The organism is Bacillus nitratireducens, assembly GCF_001884135.1.
Lineage (GTDB): Bacteria > Bacillota > Bacilli > Bacillales > Bacillaceae_G > Bacillus_A > Bacillus_A nitratireducens.
Genome location: NZ_MAOC01000007.1, coordinates 234,685 through 251,670, shown reverse-complemented (window position 1 = coordinate 251,670; position 16,986 = coordinate 234,685). Strand labels below are relative to the sequence as shown.

Sequence of the window (16,986 nt, the reverse complement as noted above, 5' to 3'; positions counted from 1 at the left end):
TAACTATAAAGTACAATCTAATTCACAAAGAAAGTGGGGGTTGTTTGTATGAAGAAACAGTGGCGACTGCTTTCGTTCGTTTCACTGCTGGCTTTACTGTTAGGGGGGTGCGGTAAAGCCTTTCAATCTACTTTAATTCCGCAAGGAGAAGTAGCAAAAATGCAATATGATTTGCTCTTACTAGCGAGTGCAATCATGATTGGAGTAGTACTTGTAGTTACTATTATTTTCTTATATGTAATTGTGCGTTTCCGACAAAAGAAGGGTGAGGAAGATTTCATTCCAGAGCAAGTTGAAGGAAATCACAAACTAGAAATTATATGGACAGTTATTCCGATTATTCTTTTGTTAATCTTGGCTGTTCCGACTGTTACATATACATTCAAGCTTGCTGATGTAAGTGCGATGGAGAAAAAGAATATTGATAAAGATACTATCGTTGTTGATGTAACAGCGAATCTTTATTGGTGGGAATTTTCTTATAAATCAGAAAAAATAGTAACTTCTCAAGATTTAGTCATCCCCACAGGTAAGAAAGTGTATTTGAATTTGAAGGGTGCCGATATTAAACATTCGTTTTGGGTTCCATCTTTAGCTGGGAAAATGGATACAAATACAGATAATGTAAACAAAATGTGGTTAAAGGCAGATAAATCGGGCACTTATAATGGTTTTTGTACAGAGTTTTGCGGCCCGTCACATTCTTTAATGCAATTTAAAGTGAAAGCTTTAGATGAAAGCGAGTACAAAAAATGGCTTGCTGATATGAAGAAGATTGATGGGAAAAAAGAAGTAGCTTCAACAAAGGCGCAAGAAGGCCAAGAAATATTTAATAAAAGCTGTATTGGTTGTCATGCAGTTGGATCTAATGATAGTAGACCACCTTCCGCTCGTATCGCACCAAACTTAGCAAACTTTGCAGATCGCGATACAGTTGCTGGTATTGCCGAAAATAATGAAGAGAACTTAAAAAAATGGCTGAAAGATCCTGAAAATATGAAGCCAGGTAATAAAATGACTGGTAAATATGGCAACTTAACGGATGATCAAATTAATGCATTAAATGCATATTTACAAACGTTAAAGATTGAAAAGTAAAGAGGGATCATTTGCGAAGGGGAGGTTGAAAACGTGAGTTCTGTAGCAAAAAAACAGGGGATGGGTGCTGTCATATGGGATTATTTAACGACAGTAGACCATAAAAAGATTGCCATTCTCTATTTAATTGCAGGTGGAGTATTTTTTATAATAGGCGGAATAGAAGCGCTATTTATTCGCCTTCAGTTAGCGATTCCTAACAATGCTTTTCTTGTTGGGGATGCTTATAATCAAGTATTAACGATGCACGGTACAACAATGATTTTCCTCGCAGCTATGCCACTCGTGTTTGCATTTATGAACGCCGCAGTACCACTTCAAATTGGAGCACGTGATGTGGCGTTCCCGTTTTTGAATTCACTCGGATTCTGGTTGTTTTTCTTTGGTGGAGTATTTTTAAATTTAAGTTGGTTTTTAGGAGGAGCACCTGATGCAGGTTGGACATCGTATGCATCTTTAGCTTTAGCCTCAAAAGGGCATGGTGTTGACTTTTATGTACTCGGCTTGCAAATATCAGGTATTGGTACATTAATTGGAGGTATTAACTTCCTTGTTACAATTATTAATATGCGAGCGCCAGGAATGACCTATATGCGCATGCCGATGTTTACATGGACAACATTTGTAACATCGTCACTTATATTATTCGCATTTCCTCCATTAACTGTAGGATTAGGTCTTTTAATGCTAGATCGCTTATTTGGCACAAGTTTCTTTAATCCGGCATTAGGTGGGAACACAATTATATGGGAGCATTTATTCTGGATCTTCGGTCACCCAGAAGTATACATTCTTATACTCCCAGCTTTCGGAATATTCTCAGAAATCTTCGCCACATTTTCGAAAAAAAGATTATTTGGTTATTCATCGATGGTGTTCGCGACTGTATTAATCGGATTTTTAGGATTTATGGTATGGGCGCATCATATGTTTACAGTTGGTCTTGGTCCTGTTGCGAACGCTATCTTCTCAGTTGCAACAATGGCGATTGCAGTTCCCACAGGTATTAAAATATTTAACTGGCTCTTTACAATGTGGGGTGGAAGTATTAGGTTTACAACACCAATGATGTGGGCGGTAGCTTTTATTCCATCATTCGTTATGGGTGGAGTTACAGGCGTTATGCTTGCATCTGCACCAGCTGATTATCAATTTCATGATAATTATTTTGTGGTAGCACATTTTCATTATGTAATTGTCGGCGGTGTTGTATTTGGTTTACTTGCAGGTGCACATTATTATTGGCCGCTTATGTTTAATAAGGTATTAAATGAAACGCTAGGAAAGATAACATTTTGGTTATTCTTTATCGGTTTCCATTTAACGTTCTTTATTCAGCATTTCCTTGGATTAATTGGTATGCCACGTCGTTATTACACATACCTAGAGGGACAAGGATTAGAAATGGGGAATATGATTAGTTCTATTGGAGCAGTATTTATGGCTCTTGGCACAATCGTTCTTTTATTCAATGTAATTAAAACAACAGTGTCAAAAGAGAAGGCTGGTCGTGACCCATGGGATGCACGTACATTAGAGTGGACAATGCCAGCACCTACACCGGAATATAATTTCAAACAATTACCATTTGTTCGCGGATTAGATCCGTTTTGGATTGAAAAACGTGAAGGTAATAAAGAGATGACAGCTGCGGAACCAGTTGGTGATATTCATATGCCAAACCCTTCGTTTTCACCGTTTATCATTTCTTTAGGTTTATTTATAGCCGCGTTTGGTGCGATGTATATGCAGGGTGGAAAAGATAAGTTTTGGTTGTTAGTAGCAATTATTGGTTTAATCATTACATTTGGTACAATGTTCCTTCGCTCAGTAGTCGATGATCATGGATATCATATTCATAAAGAAGATTTAGAGGATAAGGGGGGCAAGGCATAATGCATGTAGATGAAAAATTAACGAATGAAACATTTCCAGCAGAGCCTGAAAAAGCAACCCTTGAGGGAAAAAATAAGTTTGTCGGTTTTTGGTTATTTCTTGGAGGCGAAACGGTGTTGTTCGCTTCCTTATTCGGCACATATTTAGCATTAAAGAACTCTACAAATGGCGGACCAACATCTCAAGAGATGTTTCAAATGCCACTCGTTTTCATCATGACGATGCTTTTGTTAACAAGTAGTTTAACGAGTGTATATGCAATGTATCATATGAAAAATTTCAACTTTAAGAAAATGCAACTTTGGTTACTTGTAACAGTGTTGCTGGGATTAGGATTTTTGGGGTTTGAAATATATGAGTTTTATCATTATACGCATGAATTTAAGCATACTATGAGAAGTAGTGCATTTGGTTCTGCATTCTATGCTCTTGTTGGTACACACGGGCTCCACGTGTTGTTTGGATTATGTTGGATTTTAACATTAATCTTTAGAAATGCGAAGAGAGGCTTAAATTTATACAACGCACCAAAGTTTTATGTTGCATCAATTTATTGGCACTTTATTGACGTAGTTTGGGTGTTTATTTTCACTGTAGTATATTTAATGGGAATGGTGGGATAAACAATGGCCGTAAAGCAAACGAATAATCCTAAAGTTGATCTTGTTTATCGGAAGAGAAAAAGTGCGGAGGAGATGAAGCATCAAGTTATTACGTTTGCATTAATGATTTTTTTAACATTAGTTGCATTTGTGGCAGTTGCATTTCCGAAAACTTTTAGTCCGACTTTCTCTGTACCATTTATTTTACTATTAGCAGTGGTACAAGTAATTTTTCAATTGTATTATTTTATGCATATGAGTCATAAAGGACATGAAGCGGCAAGTTTCTTTCTTTATTCTGGTCTGTTAATAGGATTAATTACAATTTTAGCTTTTATGACGATCGTGTGGATCTGAAAAGTGAAAAATAAGGGAGCTTGTGTTGTCACAGCTCCCTCTTCACATTATGTGAAAGGATAACCTTAAGAAGGTGGGTGTGACAATGAGTAACTTGTGGATATTTGGTTTTCAAGCTCTATGGAGTCCGATCTTTTTATTATTTATGCTTTCGATTCTTATTGGGTACTTTTTAATTATTGGACCATATAGAACGCGATTTGAAAATGCGACGAAGGTAAGTAAGAAGCAAATTTTTTATTTTACGACTGGGATTGTCCTCTTGTATTTTGTAAAGGGAGGACCTATTGATTTAATTGGTCATATTATATTTAGCGCACATATGTTTGAAATGGCAATAATGTATATTGCAGTTCCACCGTTATTACTGCTTGGTATACCTGTATGGCTATATCAATATATTACTTCTTTTAAGTTCGTTCAAATTGTGCTGAAGGTTTTTGCAAAGCCGCTTATTGCGTTGTTCGTATTTAACGGTCTGTTTTCCTTTTATCATTTGCCAGTTGTTTTTGATACAGTAAAACAAAGTCAAATAGCGCATCCTATTTGCCTTGCTATATTGTTTTTTGCAGCAATGATGATGTGGTGGCCGATGCTAAATCCGTTGCCGGAATATCAAACGTTAAGTGATATAAAGAAGCTTGGTTACATGTTTGCTAATGGTATTTTATTAACACCAGCTTGTGCATTAATAATTTTTGCGACTGCACCATTATTTGCAACATATACGGATTCAGCCGCTTGGATGAAGGCGATGGAACTTTGTGTACCAGCGGGTACTTTATCAGATTTAAATATAACCGGACCAGAATTTTTACATTGGATGCCAGTCGTACAAGACCAGCAAACAGGCGGTATCATTATGAAAATTGTCCAGGAAATAGTGTACGGTACGATTATCGGCTATGTGTTCTTTAAATGGGCACGTAGAGAGCGTGAAAAGGATAAAGAGCAGTTGCAAGAGTTACCCCCTTATTTGCAGACAAAATAAAAACGAGAGCATCTTATTGATGCTCTCGTTTTTTGTTATTCTATAATTTGAAATTCTTTCAATTCTTTTTCAATATTTTGTAGGAGTTGTTCGCTTTTTTGAAGTACATTCGTTGGGAAAATCTCATCATCACCATATTCAACGCCATGAGGATAATAATGTTTTCCTAATAAGGGAGGTAATAGTTTTACTTGAGCGTGTCTACCGCCGATGTCACCTTCAACAGCAAAACCTTGTACACGTAAATAATAAATATCCGTTAATATTTCAAATTTATAATCGTATGTAATGCGTTCATAATCCCATTGTCCAGCGAGTACAAAATGGTTGTTTTCCATGATTTCAGTTAAAAGAGTTAAATCTACGACTGCATCATTAAACTTTGTATTTGTAAATTGCATAAAATACCTCCTTCTTATTATTCATACTATTATTTTTATAATAGTATGAATAATAAGAAAGTGCAATTCATATTGAGAGAAAAGGGATAATCCAGACTTTTTTCGTGAAAATATGATATAGTGAAAAGAGTACGGTACACACAAAAAGGAAAGAAAAGGATTTGTGTATATCTCAATTTTATGTTTTGTTCAGGAGGTATATCGTTTGAAAAAAGTATTACGTATCGTAATCATTACATTTTTAATTTTAGCTGTGGATTTATACGGGAAATTACTCGTTTCGCAATATATATTAACCCCATCTCACTCTAAGCAAGAAAATAAAATTGTGAAAAAGAAAAAGCAAATAAATGAAGAAACCTCAGACACTGTTTTAAATATGATTGGTGGGGACTCTGAGAATTTATTAGCAAAGTGGGGCGAACCATCTCGAATAGAGCCGTCTGCCTATGGATATGAATGGTGGGTGTATAATCAAGATTTAACTCAGTATGTTCAATTTGGAGTTGCTGAACGTAAAATTGTAACGGCGTATGTTGCTGGTGAACAAGTTAAGGTGACGCCTTATTATATAAATGAAAAGTATGAAGAAGTATATAAAAAGAATCCGATTTCACATGAGATTTCATTAAAAAGAGGGAAAAATAATTATCAATTTGAGTTATCTGATACGGAAGTAATGGAACAACCACTAATACCTGTAGAAGATGGATGGGCACAATTATACTTTGATCATTTTACACATGAGCTTGTTGGTGTTCGTTATATGGATGATGAAACGTTATTACGCCAAAGACCGTATCAGCTTGTTTATTCAGGAGAATTAATAGCGGAACAACCATTGACTCCAGAAAAAATGAAGCAAGTAGAAAATGGAAATATGCAGCAAATTCTAGACTTAACAAATATTATTCGAGGTCGTCATGAATTACCGTTGTTAACATGGGATCAACAAACGGCAGACGTTGCATTTGGCCATAGTAAAGATATGAAGGATAATAATTATTTTTCCCATGACTCGCCTACTTTTGGTACGTTAGGAGATCGTCTGCAACGTGGTCAAGTAGCTTTTCAACTTGCTGGTGAGAATATAGCGGCGCAACATAGTGATGGAATCGCAGCGGTACAAGGCTGGTTAAATAGTGAAGGTCACAGAAAAAATTTATTAAATGAGCAATTCACTGGATTAGGTGTTGGGGTATACGATAAGTTTTATACTCAAAACTTTATTCGAAAATAAAAAGGTGCATGAATCGTCTAAAAATGGGCGAACCATGCGCCTTTTTTTTCTTACAATATAGTAGATATACAAGAAGAGGTGAGGATTATGCCGACAACAAAAGGGCCGTTGCATCCATCGGTTCAGCAGTTTAAAGAATTTGTAAACCATCACCCTAAAATGGTTCATGAGGTTAGAGGTGGCCAAAAAACTTGGCAGCAATTTTATGAAGAATGGTACTTACTCGGTGAAGAGGATCGAATATGGGCAGCCTATAGACCTGATGGAGCACCTGCTTTTTCTTCAGTGAAAAAAAATAAAGAGAAAAAAGAAGATAGAACTGAAGAAGAAAAAACTGAAGAAGAAAAAACTGAAGAAGAAAAAACTGCTGATGTGATGGGACAAATGCTTTCTTTTTTTAAGAAGCTAGACGTAGAACAAATGCAACAACATTTAGCAAATGTAACGAGTGCGATTGGTAGTGTGCAACAAGTTATACAACAATTTCAAGGAAACCGCGCGCAAGAAGAACAAAGTACTTCTGAAAATAATCCATTTTTCTTTCAAAAGGATTAGGGGGAAAGAGGATGAGAGCAGATCTTATGGAGTCTATAAAAGCTGATGAGGATTTAACTCGTTATATCCGGGAACAGCCGTACTGGTATCGGAAATTAACGCGTAATCCAGAAGAAAAAGAAGCCTTTGAGTTAGCTGCTATGCAGCATTTCAAAAAAACAATACCGGATAAAGTGGAAAAATTTCAAAATCAATTAGCGGTGGCTTCAATTATGATTGATATGTTTCAGTATATGAAGCAGCAAAATACGACGTAATTGGAAGGTGAAAACTATGTCCGTCATGCAAAACTTTTGTTACAATAGAATCGGATTATTTAAAAAGGAGTTGCAGCATGACGGAAATTTGTTTAGTACGACATGGACAAACTGATTGGAATTTTCAAGAGATTATTCAAGGGCGCGAAGATATTCCGCTTAACGAAGTTGGGAAAAAGCAAGCGAGTCAAAGTGCAGCTGCCTTGCAAGCAGAATCGTGGGATATTATTATCAGTAGCCCTTTAATTAGAGCTCAAGAAACAGCTAGGGAAATTGCTGAGGCTATTGGGTTGCAATCTATTTTATTAGATGAGCGATTTATGGAACGTAATTTTGGAGAAGCTTCTGGGAAACCAGTTGCGACAGTTAGAGAGTTAATTGCAGAAGGTAATGTAAAAGGTATGGAGCGGGACGAAGAGATTGTAGAACGCTGTTTTACCGCTTTACAAGAGGTTGCAGCAACCCATGGAGATAAGCGTATTATCATTGTTGCGCATTCACATGCAATAAAAGCAATTTTACATGCGATTACACCAGAGGAAATTACATTTAAAACGCCGTTAAAAAACGCATGTATTAGCTATGTAAAAGAAAATAGTGGGAAATGGGATGTTCTTAAATACAATGTTGCGGAGCATATTAGCGTATAGGAGTATAAGAGGATTATATGAAAAGAAGTTAGAAGCATATCTTTCTTTTAGGTGAGAGACTTCAATTAGTAGTTCTGTCCCAAATGTGTTATGATGAATACTCGGAGGTGTCTCTCATGATTGTAGCGACGCTGGAAAGCGTACTGATTTTAGATAAGGCAGAGCAGCTTGCAAAATCAATCATTTGTTCAGATATAGCAGAAGATTATCGTAAGTGTTATAAGGATATACAAGAAGATATAGATGTCCAGACGCTAATTCAACAGTTTACAGCGATGAAAGAGCGATATGAAGAAGTGCAACGCTTTGGTAAATATCATCCTGACTACACTTTCGTTTCAACGAAAATGAGGGAATTAAAGCGTTCTGTAGATTTGCATGATAAAATTGCAGCCTTTAAAAAAGCAGAAACTGCTTTACAAAAGTTATTAGATGAAGTTAGTGTAGCAATCGGTTCGGAGGTATCCTCTTCCATTAAAGTTCCAACAGGAAATCCGTTTTTTGATGCGGGTGGCTGTGGCGGTGGTTGTGGTACCGGGGGCGGTTGTGGTTGTAAAAAAACGGGGTAATTTACCCCGTTTTTTAGAATATGGAAGAAAACGTATACAGAGTTTGTCCTTTAATATCATAAATTTCTGATTGGTTTTCATAAAAGATAAGAATATAAGTTTTTAAAAGGAGAAGATGGAGAAGATTATGTTCGGGCAACGACAAAGTATGATTGTTTATTTACATTCATTGAAACATGCCAAGATTTTAAGGAAATATGGTAACATTCATTACATATCAAAACGATTGAAATATGCGGTTGTATATTGTGATATGGAACAAATTGAGCATATGATGCAAAAATTGAATAAACTTCCTTTTGTAAAAAAAGTAGAACAGTCGTATCGCCCATTTTTAAAAACGGAATTCGAAAATTCACGTCCTGATCGGGCGAAGGAATACGATTATAGCTAATAAAAAAATCCCCTGCTAAATTTAGTGGGGGATTTTTTTATTTTAAATAACATGTTATTTCATTGGAGGAATGAAATTGTTCATTCGTAAAATACCAATTAGATGATTGAAAAATAGTTCTTTTTCAGGGAAAGTTGTCGACGGTTTTACAGTAAAGGTAGTAACTTTTTTCCCTATTTGTTCCGCCGTTTCTTCAAATAAAATAACACGTTTGCTTTTTTTATTTTCAAGTACAGGAATGCCTTCACGACATATGTATAATGGCTGAAAATCACCAGTAGTTGTAGGTTTTAGTATTACAACAAGTGAACACACTTTTTTTTCGTTTTTTACAGTTTCAAATTGTAACATGTGTGTTATACGTTCTTTGTTTGCTTTGGCAATTTCGAGTAATTCATATAAATCAGAGTAGCCTTCTCCGAGTTCTATAAAGCGTTGAATCATATTTTTGCCTCCTCTTTCTTTTACTGTACCATCTCACTTTTTAAATGAAAAGTAGACAAAGAAAAAAACCCTGCAATGCAGGGCCCTTCTTATACTAGTATGAACTAGTAAGAAGGCAAAGGGAGAGGAGAAACCGGAGGAAGAACTTATGGGGAAACGTAAGTCTTCTCCGCGGTTGGCAACAACATCGAAGGTGATGTTGTTATATTTATTTATGTCCAATCTAAATGAAGATATACATAATGAAATTAAAATTTATGTTAGGCTTTTTATTTTTCTTTTTTTTATTTTATGATAGGATAAAAAAGGTAAAGTGGAACTGATGTACATAGAGGGTTGTTGCTTGCAAAAAGTGAAATGGATATGAAAGAAATAGCGAGCGGTTATTTTAACTGAGGTTTTCAATTATTTAAATAACAAATTAATAAAAAAATGTATGAAATAGTATGAATTGGTAGCGGTTACTGAATTGAAAAGAATTTGCTGTAATCGCTCTATAGATTGAAATAAAGGTAGTGACAACAGATGAGAGTAGTTTCAGGAAAATGTAAAGGGCACCCACTTAAAGCGGTACCTGGTAATACAACGCGTCCAACGACAGATAAAGTGAAAGAATCTATTTTTAATATGATAGGTCCTTATTATGATGGTGGTATCGCTCTTGATTTATTTGGTGGTAGCGGTGGTCTTGGAATTGAGGCCATAAGTAGAGGGATTGATAAAGCGATTTTTGTTGATCGAGATAGTAAAGCGATAAAAGTCATTCATCAAAATTTAGAAAGCTGTAGGCTACAAGAACAAGCTGAAGTGTATCGAAATGATGCAGAGCGTGCGGTAAAGGCGCTTATAAAGCGTGAAATATCATTCGATCTTATACTAATAGACCCTCCATATAAAGCTCAAAAAATTGTTTCTTTAGTTAGTGTGATGGATCAACATGGATTGTTAAATAAAGATGGAATCATTATGGCAGAGCACGGGGATGACGTGGTTTTACCTGATTCTATAGGAGAACTTGTAAAAGTACGAGCGGAAAACTATGGGATTACAGCAATTTCGATTTATAAGTATGAAGGTGAGGGGACGGAATGACAAGTATAGCTATTTCTTCAGGGAGTTTTGATCCAATTACCCTTGGGCATTTGGATATTATTAAAAGGGGCGCAAAAGTATTTGATGAAGTATATGTAGTTGTTTTAAATAATTCATCAAAAAAACCATTCTTTTCGGTAGAAGAACGCTTAGAGTTAATTCGAGAGGCGACAAAGGATATTCCGAATGTAAAGGTTGATTCACATAGTGGATTATTGGTGGAATATGCAAAAATGCGTAATGCAAATGCAATATTACGTGGTTTGCGAGCGGTTTCTGATTTTGAATATGAGATGCAAATTACTTCAATGAATCGAAAATTAGACGAAAATATAGAAACCTTTTTTATTATGACAAACAATCAATATTCATTTTTAAGTTCAAGTATTGTGAAAGAAGTTGCGAGATATGGAGGAAGTGTAGTAGACCTTGTTCCTCCGATTGTAGAGCGAGCTTTAAAAGAAAAGTTTCAAACCCCGTTAAAGTGAACGGGGTTTTTCTTTATAAATACGTAAAAACAATAAGATAACATATAAATATAAACAAAATAAGGTGAAGATTGGTCCGTAGTGTATAAATGCTGTCCAAATATCATTTAGTGTAAAAGAATGATTCAATAAAAATACGGGAATATCTTCTTGTGTAGGCGAGACAGAATGAACTTTTTCATAAAATGGTTCCCAAAATATAAAAGTGAGAATAGGAGCGATAATACTTTGGATAATTCGAGCTAAAAAATATGGTTTAAAACGGATATCTGTCTCCGCTAATATGCTTGCTACTTGTGCCTGAATAGAAAGACCACTAAATGCTAAAATGAAGCTTGTTACCATTGCTTGTTGAAGAAGTGTTGTTTCATTTATTTGGCTGATCATTTGGCTTCCAAGCGTCATTTCAAAAATACCGGATAATATCGGAATATTAAATTGGGAGGTAAGTTGGAAGAATGATAAAATATGTTGCATAATAAAAGAAAGCGCTTCTGTAATTTCGAAAACAGTAATCATTTTATTTAAAACAGAGAATAAAATAATAAACCCACCAATCATGAGCAGTGTTTGAATAGAAGAAACGATAGCGTCACCAAGTAGTTTTCCGATTGGCCTTTTTTCTTGCATACGCGTTTGGTGGAGAATGGAAAAAGGATTTTGAAAGGCACGTTTTTGATTCGTATGTTTTTCTTTTATGTAAGTATCGTTACTACCATAAAAGCGCATCAGTAACCCGACGGTAAAGTTACTTATATAATGTGCTGCTGCTAATACGAGCCCTAATTTCGGATTATTGAAAAAACCAATAGAAACCGCTCCGAAAATAAAAAGCGGATTAGAAGAATTTGTGAAAGATACGAGTCGTTCCGCTTCAATTTGTGTTAGTTGGTTGCTCTTGCGTAGTCTAGCGCTTAATTTGGCGCCAGCGGGGAATCCTGAAGCCATTCCCATTGCCCAAACAAACCCGCCTACCCCTGGAACACGAAACAATGGACGCATTAGTGGTTCTAATATAACACCGATAAATTTTACAACACCAATACTGATTAGAAGTTCCGCAATGATGAAAAACGGTAGTAGTGAAGGGAATACAACTTCCCACCATATATTTAACCCTCGAATTGAAGCTTGCAAAGCAGCTTGGGGGTGGAGTACAAGAGAAAAGGTTAAAAACAACATTGATATGGTAAGAAAAGCAGTTTTCCATTTTTCGTACATGTAAGAAAATCCCCCTTTGTCCCAAAAACGTTCATTTCAGTATACGTGGATATGTGGTGAATTTAGACCATAAGTATGAAAAAGGAATGAAAAAAATTAAAGGGTGAGAAAAATGAAGGAACCAAAAATCGGTTTAGCACTTGGATCCGGAGGTGCAAAAGGTTTTGCTCATATAGGGGTAATAAAAGTGTTAAGGGAAGCTGGCATCCCTATTCATATGGTAGCAGGTAGTAGTATAGGAGCGTTAATTGGTACATTTTATGCAGCGAGTTGTGACGTTGAAAGATTGTATAGATTGGCCGCTGTTTTTAAAAGGAAATATTATTTGGATTTTACAGTTCCTAAAATGGGATTTATTGCTGGAAAACGTATCAAAGATATGATTAAAATGTTTACATATAATAAAAATTTAGAAGAGTTAGATATCCCAACGGCTGTTGTGGCTACTGACATTTTGAAGGGGGAAAAAGTTGTTTTTACAAGCGGTCCGATTGCAGAGGCGGTTCGAGCTAGTATATCTGTGCCAGGGGTGTTTGTTCCAGAGAAAATAGATGGCCGCTTATTAGTGGATGGAGGGGTAATTGACCGTATTCCCGTATCGGTTGTAAAAGATTTAGGGGCTGATATTGTTATTGCTGTTGATGTATCTCCAATTAAGGTGAATGGAGAGGTTACATCGATTTATGATGTGATTATGCAGAGTATTGAAATCATGCAACATGAACTTGTGATAAATCGGCAAATAGCATCAGATTTAATGATGAGGCCAGCAGTAGAACAATTTAGTTCGCGTGCTTTTACACATATTGAAGACATTATTAGGGTCGGAGAAGTGGAAGCAGAAAAACACATTTCAAACATTTATTTACTAATTGAGCAGTGGAAGGAGAAACATAATGTTTAAGCGTTTTCGGTTTATATATGCAATTTTAATAGGGGTTATATTGGCGATGCTACTTGTTTATGTGCGTTTGCCATACTATGTGACAAAACCAGGTATGGCCGCGAAATTAGCGCCGTACGTGCAAGTTGACGGTGGAACTAAAGAGTCTGGTGATTTTATGCTTGTCACAGTCTCAATGGGGCCTGCAAATGTTGTGAACTTAATAGCCGCGCAATTTAATAAATATACACACGTTTCGAAGGCGGAAGAAATATTGCAAAAAGGTGAGAGTGATGAAGAATATCAATTTCGCCAAAATTATGCAATGAAAGATTCACAAAACGCCGCAATTTATAATGCATATAAACGTGCAAATCGTTCCGTATCTTTTGAAAATAAAGGGGTCCTAGTTGCTGGTGTGACAAAGGGAATGCCGTCAGAAGGGAAGCTTAAGCTTGGAGATGTCATCATAGCTGTCGACGGAAAAACATTCGAAAAGACGGAACAATTTATTGAGTATATGACAGGGAAAAAAGAGGGAGATACAGTAAATATTGAATACAAGCGAGGTGGAGAACAGTTTAAAGAAAATTTAAATGTAAAGACAATTCCTAATGGAAATGGCCGCGTTGGAATAGGTGTATCTATCGTTACAGAAAGAGAGTTAGTGGTAGATCCGAAAGTGAAAATTGATTCCCATGAAATAGGGGGGCCATCAGCGGGTTTAATGTTTACCTTAGAAATTTATAATCAGCTCGTTGAAGAAGATTTAACAAACGGACATGAAATAGCTGGAACAGGTACAATCAATGATAAAGGAGAAATTGGTCCCATTGGTGGTATTCAGCAAAAAGTAGTAGCTGCTAGTGATGCGGGAGCTGAAGTGTTCTTTGCGCCAAATGAAAAGGGTGTAGAGAAATCGAATTATAAAGATGCTCTTGAAGCTGCGAAAGATATTAAAACAAAGATGAAAATTGTACCGGTGGACACACTGGATGATGCATTAACGTATTTGGAAAAAATGGGTAAAATAAAGTAAACCTCTCTGAAAAAGAGAGGTTTTTCTTATAGGAATTTTTTAGTTGTTTCATCATAACGAACTGGATGATGCGTTGCTTCTTGTTTTAGCAGGTGTGTCCGCAAAGGTTCTTGCATTATGGAGAAATATACAGCATTTGATTTTCGCTCTATGTCTAAAGTAGGGTGTTCGAATGTTTTTGTATGTGTAAGGATTGGCAGTTCTATTCTTTTCTTATTTTTAGAAAGATAAGTTTGTCCTTTTTGTGACATTCCGAGTAGACGGATATACGGCGCGTGCTGTTCTATATTTGCTTTATATATTTCTTCCTTCGTTGTATTTGTTAAAATATGTGTACAAGCTCTTTGTAATCTAGTCCATGTATAACGTTTTGTTTTTAATGCTTCCATGAATGAATAGAAAGATGAACTGTCTTGTATTTTGGATAAAATACGATGCTCTAAACCCTCTTCAATTTCATATATATGTTGTAAGTCCCCTGGAGACATCGTCATAAGTTTGTATTTAAAAAATGAAAAGTATTTTTCCCAGTTATGTAACGTCCCATAGTTTTGCTTGTAGTTTTCTAAAAGAGAAGCAGTTGTTTTCGGGATAAAAGGCTCAATAGTTGTAGATGAACCGTGTTCATTAAATAGTTGTTTGCGGATACTTGTTGCACTTGCAATATGTTGATCGTGAAATGTTTCATCATGATAATGAGAGGCGAATCTTTTTATGGTTTGTGCTTGCATGGAGCTATTTTGTAAAAGGATAGCTTTAATGTACTGTAAACCTAAAATGTTATTTGGTTGTGACATATCTACATTTTTTTCAGGTGGTAAGATGTGTTGAAAGGCTTCGGATGTAGCTTTTGCATAACTATTACCCGCATTCATAAATTGCTTCACAAGACGATTAAAAGTCTCTTCTTCATTTTTTTGTACAGAGATGGTATTGTAGAAATTTCCAGTTTCCCCATCTTCACTACCGAAACAAATCTCAGAAACATGAAGGGCGTTTAAAATCGAAATTGCGCCATTTGCGAAAGTTTCGGCCTTTTGTGTTGCAAATGCATAAGGAAGCTCTACAATAAGGTCTACGCCGTTTGTTAAGGCCATTTTAGTACGATACCATTTGGAGATGAGTGCTGGCTCACCACGCTGCAAAAAAGGACCACTCATAACGGCGATAATAATATCAGACTGTGTTAACTTTTTTGTTTGTTGCACATGATAAGCATGACCGTTATGAAAAGGGTTATATTCAACAACAATACCACTGGCTTTTATGGTAATCTCTCCTTTCGATGTAGCATCTTTTTGGAAAACGTGATAATCTATATATTATTTCCTATGATGACTTCATTATAGTGTAAAGAAAAAACATTGACAAATATAAAATGGCTAGCTATAATTTTGTTTGTTGCCTTGAGGTGATATGATATGAAATGGTCCATCCATCAATTGAATAAATTGAGAAATAAAGGATTGACATTGAATGAAATGGTAGATGTAAGTGAGCTAAAAGAGGTCGAGAAAGATATTCGTGAAATTAATCCTGTTCATGTAACAGGAAGAGTTGATTTTGGCTCCGGTAAGTTTACGTTTCATCTACATATAACTGGAAGCATGGTTTTACCATGTTCTCGCTCTTTAGTAGATGTGACATTACCATTTGACATTAAAACAACTGAGGTGTTCCAAACTTCAGAAGAAGAATTTGAAACAGAAGCTGAAATTCATTGTTTAGAAGGAGAAGTACTTGACTTACTGCCCGTAATCAAGGAAAATATACTTTTGGAGATTCCAATGCAAATTTTCAGTGATGATGTTTCTGGTGGAGCGCCGATGCAAGGTCAAGACTGGCAAGTGATTTCGGAAGAAAACAAAGAAAAGACTGTTGATCCAAGATTAGCAGGACTTGCAAAGTTTTTTGACAAATAATCGGAAGACTGGTTTAGGCCTTCATATGAAAATAACTATTTCTTTTAAGGAGGTGGGAAGAATGGCTGTACCTTTTAGAAGAACTTCTAAAACAGTAAAAAGAAAGCGTCGTACGCATTTCAAATTATCAGTACCTGGTATGGTAGAGTGCCCAAGCTGTGGTGAAGCGAAATTAGCTCACCGTGTATGTAAAGCATGCGGTACTTACAAAGGTAAAGAAGTAATCAGCAAGTAATTGCGGGAAAATAAACGTAGAAGATATCTTCTGCGTTTATTTTTTTTGTCTTATTCTTTATTTGTTGTATTCTATCTTTTCTAGTAACTGCATATGCTTAATAAAAAATGCATAGGGAGGACTAGAGAGATGGCGACAACAAGACAAGATGCTTGGACTGATGATGAAGATTTGCTTCTGGCAGAAGTAGTACTCCGGCATATTCAAGAAGGTGGAACGCAACTTTCTGCCTTTAAAGAAGTGGGTAGACATTTGTCTCGCACACCAGCAGCATGTGGATTTAGATGGAATTCTTACGTTAGAAAGCAATACAAAGAACGTATTGAAGAAGCAAAGCAACTTCGTAAGGTAGAAAATTATGAAGTGAAAGAGACAAAGGTATTAGAGCCGAAATCTATTACGTTGAATGATGTTATTGATTTCTTACGAAATTATAAAGATGAAAACTCTTTAATGGTGTTGCAACAACAAATTGAATCGTTACAAACAGAGCGAGAAAGTCTTCTGGAGCGATTATCAGTATATGAGGAAGAATATAGAACATTACTTGATTATATCGATCAAAAAAGAAGTGTAATGGTAGCGGAAAGAAATGGTGCTCGCTCGAATGGGAAATTGGAGAAGTTAAAGAAATAAAAAAACAGCTGTTACG

At 35.9% G+C, this 16,986-nt stretch carries 22 protein-coding genes; 18 read left to right on the top strand and 4 right to left on the bottom strand.

Annotated elements, in window-relative coordinates:
- Positions 1-48: 48 nt before the first annotated feature.
- The 5 genes from coxB to ctaG all read left to right on the top strand — a co-directional run bounded on the left by coxB (position 49) and on the right by ctaG (position 4,944).
- Positions 49-1,098, top strand: coding sequence for a cytochrome c oxidase subunit II (gene coxB / locus BAU23_RS02665; protein ID WP_000745263.1), 1,050 nt, complete (start codon positions 49-51; stop codon positions 1,096-1,098).
- A 60-nt stretch (positions 1,099-1,158) separates the two neighbouring features.
- Entirely contained in the window at positions 1,159-2,994 is a 1,836-nt protein-coding gene (ctaD, locus tag BAU23_RS02660) for a cytochrome c oxidase subunit I (protein ID WP_175472357.1), read from the top strand.
- Complete coding sequence (ctaE, locus tag BAU23_RS02655; protein WP_000557861.1) at positions 2,994-3,617, top strand: cytochrome c oxidase subunit III; 624 nt, start codon at positions 2,994-2,996, stop codon at positions 3,615-3,617. The genes ctaD and ctaE overlap by 1 nt, the downstream gene beginning before the upstream one ends.
- A 3-nt stretch (positions 3,618-3,620) precedes the next feature.
- The gene (gene ctaF / locus BAU23_RS02650; protein WP_000279358.1) at positions 3,621-3,953 is read left to right on the top strand and encodes a cytochrome c oxidase subunit IVB; all 333 of its coding nucleotides are present in this window, start codon (positions 3,621-3,623) and stop codon (positions 3,951-3,953) included.
- An 85-nt stretch (positions 3,954-4,038) separates the two neighbouring features.
- The gene (gene ctaG, locus BAU23_RS02645) at positions 4,039-4,944 is read left to right on the top strand and encodes a cytochrome c oxidase assembly factor CtaG (RefSeq protein ID WP_000069033.1); all 906 of its coding nucleotides are present in this window, start codon (positions 4,039-4,041) and stop codon (positions 4,942-4,944) included.
- Positions 4,945-4,979: 35 nt separating this feature from the next.
- On the opposite strand, the gene BAU23_RS02640 is transcribed toward ctaG, so the two are convergent.
- Complete coding sequence (locus BAU23_RS02640; protein WP_001160931.1) at positions 4,980-5,345, bottom strand: YugN family protein; 366 nt, start codon at positions 5,343-5,345, stop codon at positions 4,980-4,982.
- A gap of 205 nt (positions 5,346-5,550) precedes the next feature.
- On the opposite strand from BAU23_RS02640, the gene BAU23_RS02635 reads away from it, so the two are divergent.
- From BAU23_RS02635 to BAU23_RS02610, 6 genes are all read left to right on the top strand, one after another.
- Positions 5,551-6,585, top strand: coding sequence for a CAP domain-containing protein (locus tag BAU23_RS02635; RefSeq protein WP_000757182.1), 1,035 nt, complete (start codon positions 5,551-5,553; stop codon positions 6,583-6,585).
- An 87-nt stretch (positions 6,586-6,672) separates the two neighbouring features.
- Positions 6,673-7,140, top strand: a complete 468-nt coding sequence (locus BAU23_RS02630) for a YlbD family protein (RefSeq protein ID WP_071733467.1) — start codon at positions 6,673-6,675, stop codon at positions 7,138-7,140.
- An 11-nt stretch (positions 7,141-7,151) separates the two neighbouring features.
- Entirely contained in the window at positions 7,152-7,397 is a 246-nt protein-coding gene (locus BAU23_RS02625; protein ID WP_001200915.1) for a YlbE-like family protein, read from the top strand.
- Positions 7,398-7,474: 77 nt separating this feature from the next.
- Positions 7,475-8,047 (top strand): histidine phosphatase family protein, encoded by a 573-nt coding sequence (locus BAU23_RS02620; RefSeq protein ID WP_000134943.1) that lies wholly within the window; start codon positions 7,475-7,477, stop codon positions 8,045-8,047.
- A gap of 116 nt (positions 8,048-8,163) precedes the next feature.
- Positions 8,164-8,616, top strand: a complete 453-nt coding sequence (locus BAU23_RS02615) for a YlbF/YmcA family competence regulator (RefSeq protein ID WP_000634367.1) — start codon at positions 8,164-8,166, stop codon at positions 8,614-8,616.
- Between the two features lie 127 nt (positions 8,617-8,743).
- Complete coding sequence (locus BAU23_RS02610) at positions 8,744-9,010, top strand: YlbG family protein (RefSeq protein ID WP_002088292.1); 267 nt, start codon at positions 8,744-8,746, stop codon at positions 9,008-9,010.
- A gap of 54 nt (positions 9,011-9,064) precedes the next feature.
- Here the strand turns inward: BAU23_RS02610 and BAU23_RS02605 are convergent, their stop codons facing one another.
- Positions 9,065-9,454, bottom strand: a complete 390-nt coding sequence (locus BAU23_RS02605; RefSeq protein ID WP_000616004.1) for a DUF7147 family protein — start codon at positions 9,452-9,454, stop codon at positions 9,065-9,067.
- 525 nt (positions 9,455-9,979) lie between these two features.
- On the opposite strand from BAU23_RS02605, the gene rsmD reads away from it, so the two are divergent.
- Together rsmD and coaD are read left to right on the top strand one after the other, a co-directional pair.
- Complete coding sequence (gene rsmD / locus BAU23_RS02600; protein ID WP_001266992.1) at positions 9,980-10,546, top strand: 16S rRNA (guanine(966)-N(2))-methyltransferase RsmD; 567 nt, start codon at positions 9,980-9,982, stop codon at positions 10,544-10,546.
- Positions 10,543-11,034: a pantetheine-phosphate adenylyltransferase gene (coaD, locus tag BAU23_RS02595; RefSeq protein ID WP_000200601.1), complete on the top strand. Its 492-nt coding sequence runs from the start codon at positions 10,543-10,545 to the stop codon at positions 11,032-11,034. The genes rsmD and coaD overlap by 4 nt, the downstream gene beginning before the upstream one ends.
- Here the strand turns inward: coaD and ylbJ are convergent.
- Positions 11,026-12,255 carry a sporulation integral membrane protein YlbJ gene (gene ylbJ / locus BAU23_RS02590; RefSeq protein ID WP_000273073.1) on the bottom strand — a complete coding sequence of 410 codons (1,230 nt, stop codon included), beginning with the start codon at positions 12,253-12,255 and terminating at the stop codon, positions 11,026-11,028. The genes coaD and ylbJ overlap by 9 nt on opposite strands.
- Before the next feature lie 112 nt (positions 12,256-12,367).
- On the opposite strand from ylbJ, the gene BAU23_RS02585 reads away from it, so the two are divergent.
- Both BAU23_RS02585 and BAU23_RS02580 read left to right on the top strand, forming a co-directional pair.
- Positions 12,368-13,159 (top strand): patatin-like phospholipase family protein, encoded by a 792-nt coding sequence (locus BAU23_RS02585; protein WP_000662591.1) that lies wholly within the window; start codon positions 12,368-12,370, stop codon positions 13,157-13,159.
- Positions 13,152-14,177, top strand: coding sequence for a SepM family pheromone-processing serine protease (locus BAU23_RS02580; protein WP_000476291.1), 1,026 nt, complete (start codon positions 13,152-13,154; stop codon positions 14,175-14,177). Before BAU23_RS02585 ends, BAU23_RS02580 begins: the two co-directional genes overlap by 8 nt.
- A 26-nt stretch (positions 14,178-14,203) precedes the next feature.
- Here BAU23_RS02580 and BAU23_RS02575 read toward each other — a convergent pair whose 3' ends face one another.
- The gene (locus tag BAU23_RS02575) at positions 14,204-15,430 is read right to left on the bottom strand and encodes a nucleotidyltransferase (RefSeq protein ID WP_071733465.1); all 1,227 of its coding nucleotides are present in this window, start codon (positions 15,428-15,430) and stop codon (positions 14,204-14,206) included.
- A gap of 168 nt (positions 15,431-15,598) precedes the next feature.
- Here BAU23_RS02575 and BAU23_RS02570 point away from each other — a divergent pair, with 168 nt between their 5' ends.
- The 3 genes from BAU23_RS02570 (at position 15,599) to BAU23_RS02560 (ending at position 16,970) form a co-directional block, all read left to right on the top strand.
- Positions 15,599-16,099 (top strand): YceD family protein, encoded by a 501-nt coding sequence (locus BAU23_RS02570; RefSeq protein WP_000872151.1) that lies wholly within the window; start codon positions 15,599-15,601, stop codon positions 16,097-16,099.
- A 61-nt stretch (positions 16,100-16,160) separates the two neighbouring features.
- Complete coding sequence (rpmF, locus tag BAU23_RS02565; protein WP_001984764.1) at positions 16,161-16,334, top strand: 50S ribosomal protein L32; 174 nt, start codon at positions 16,161-16,163, stop codon at positions 16,332-16,334.
- Between the two features lie 129 nt (positions 16,335-16,463).
- Positions 16,464-16,970: an RsfA family transcriptional regulator gene (locus BAU23_RS02560; protein WP_000246460.1), complete on the top strand. Its 507-nt coding sequence runs from the start codon at positions 16,464-16,466 to the stop codon at positions 16,968-16,970.
- The last annotated feature ends 16 nt before the right edge of the window (positions 16,971-16,986 follow it).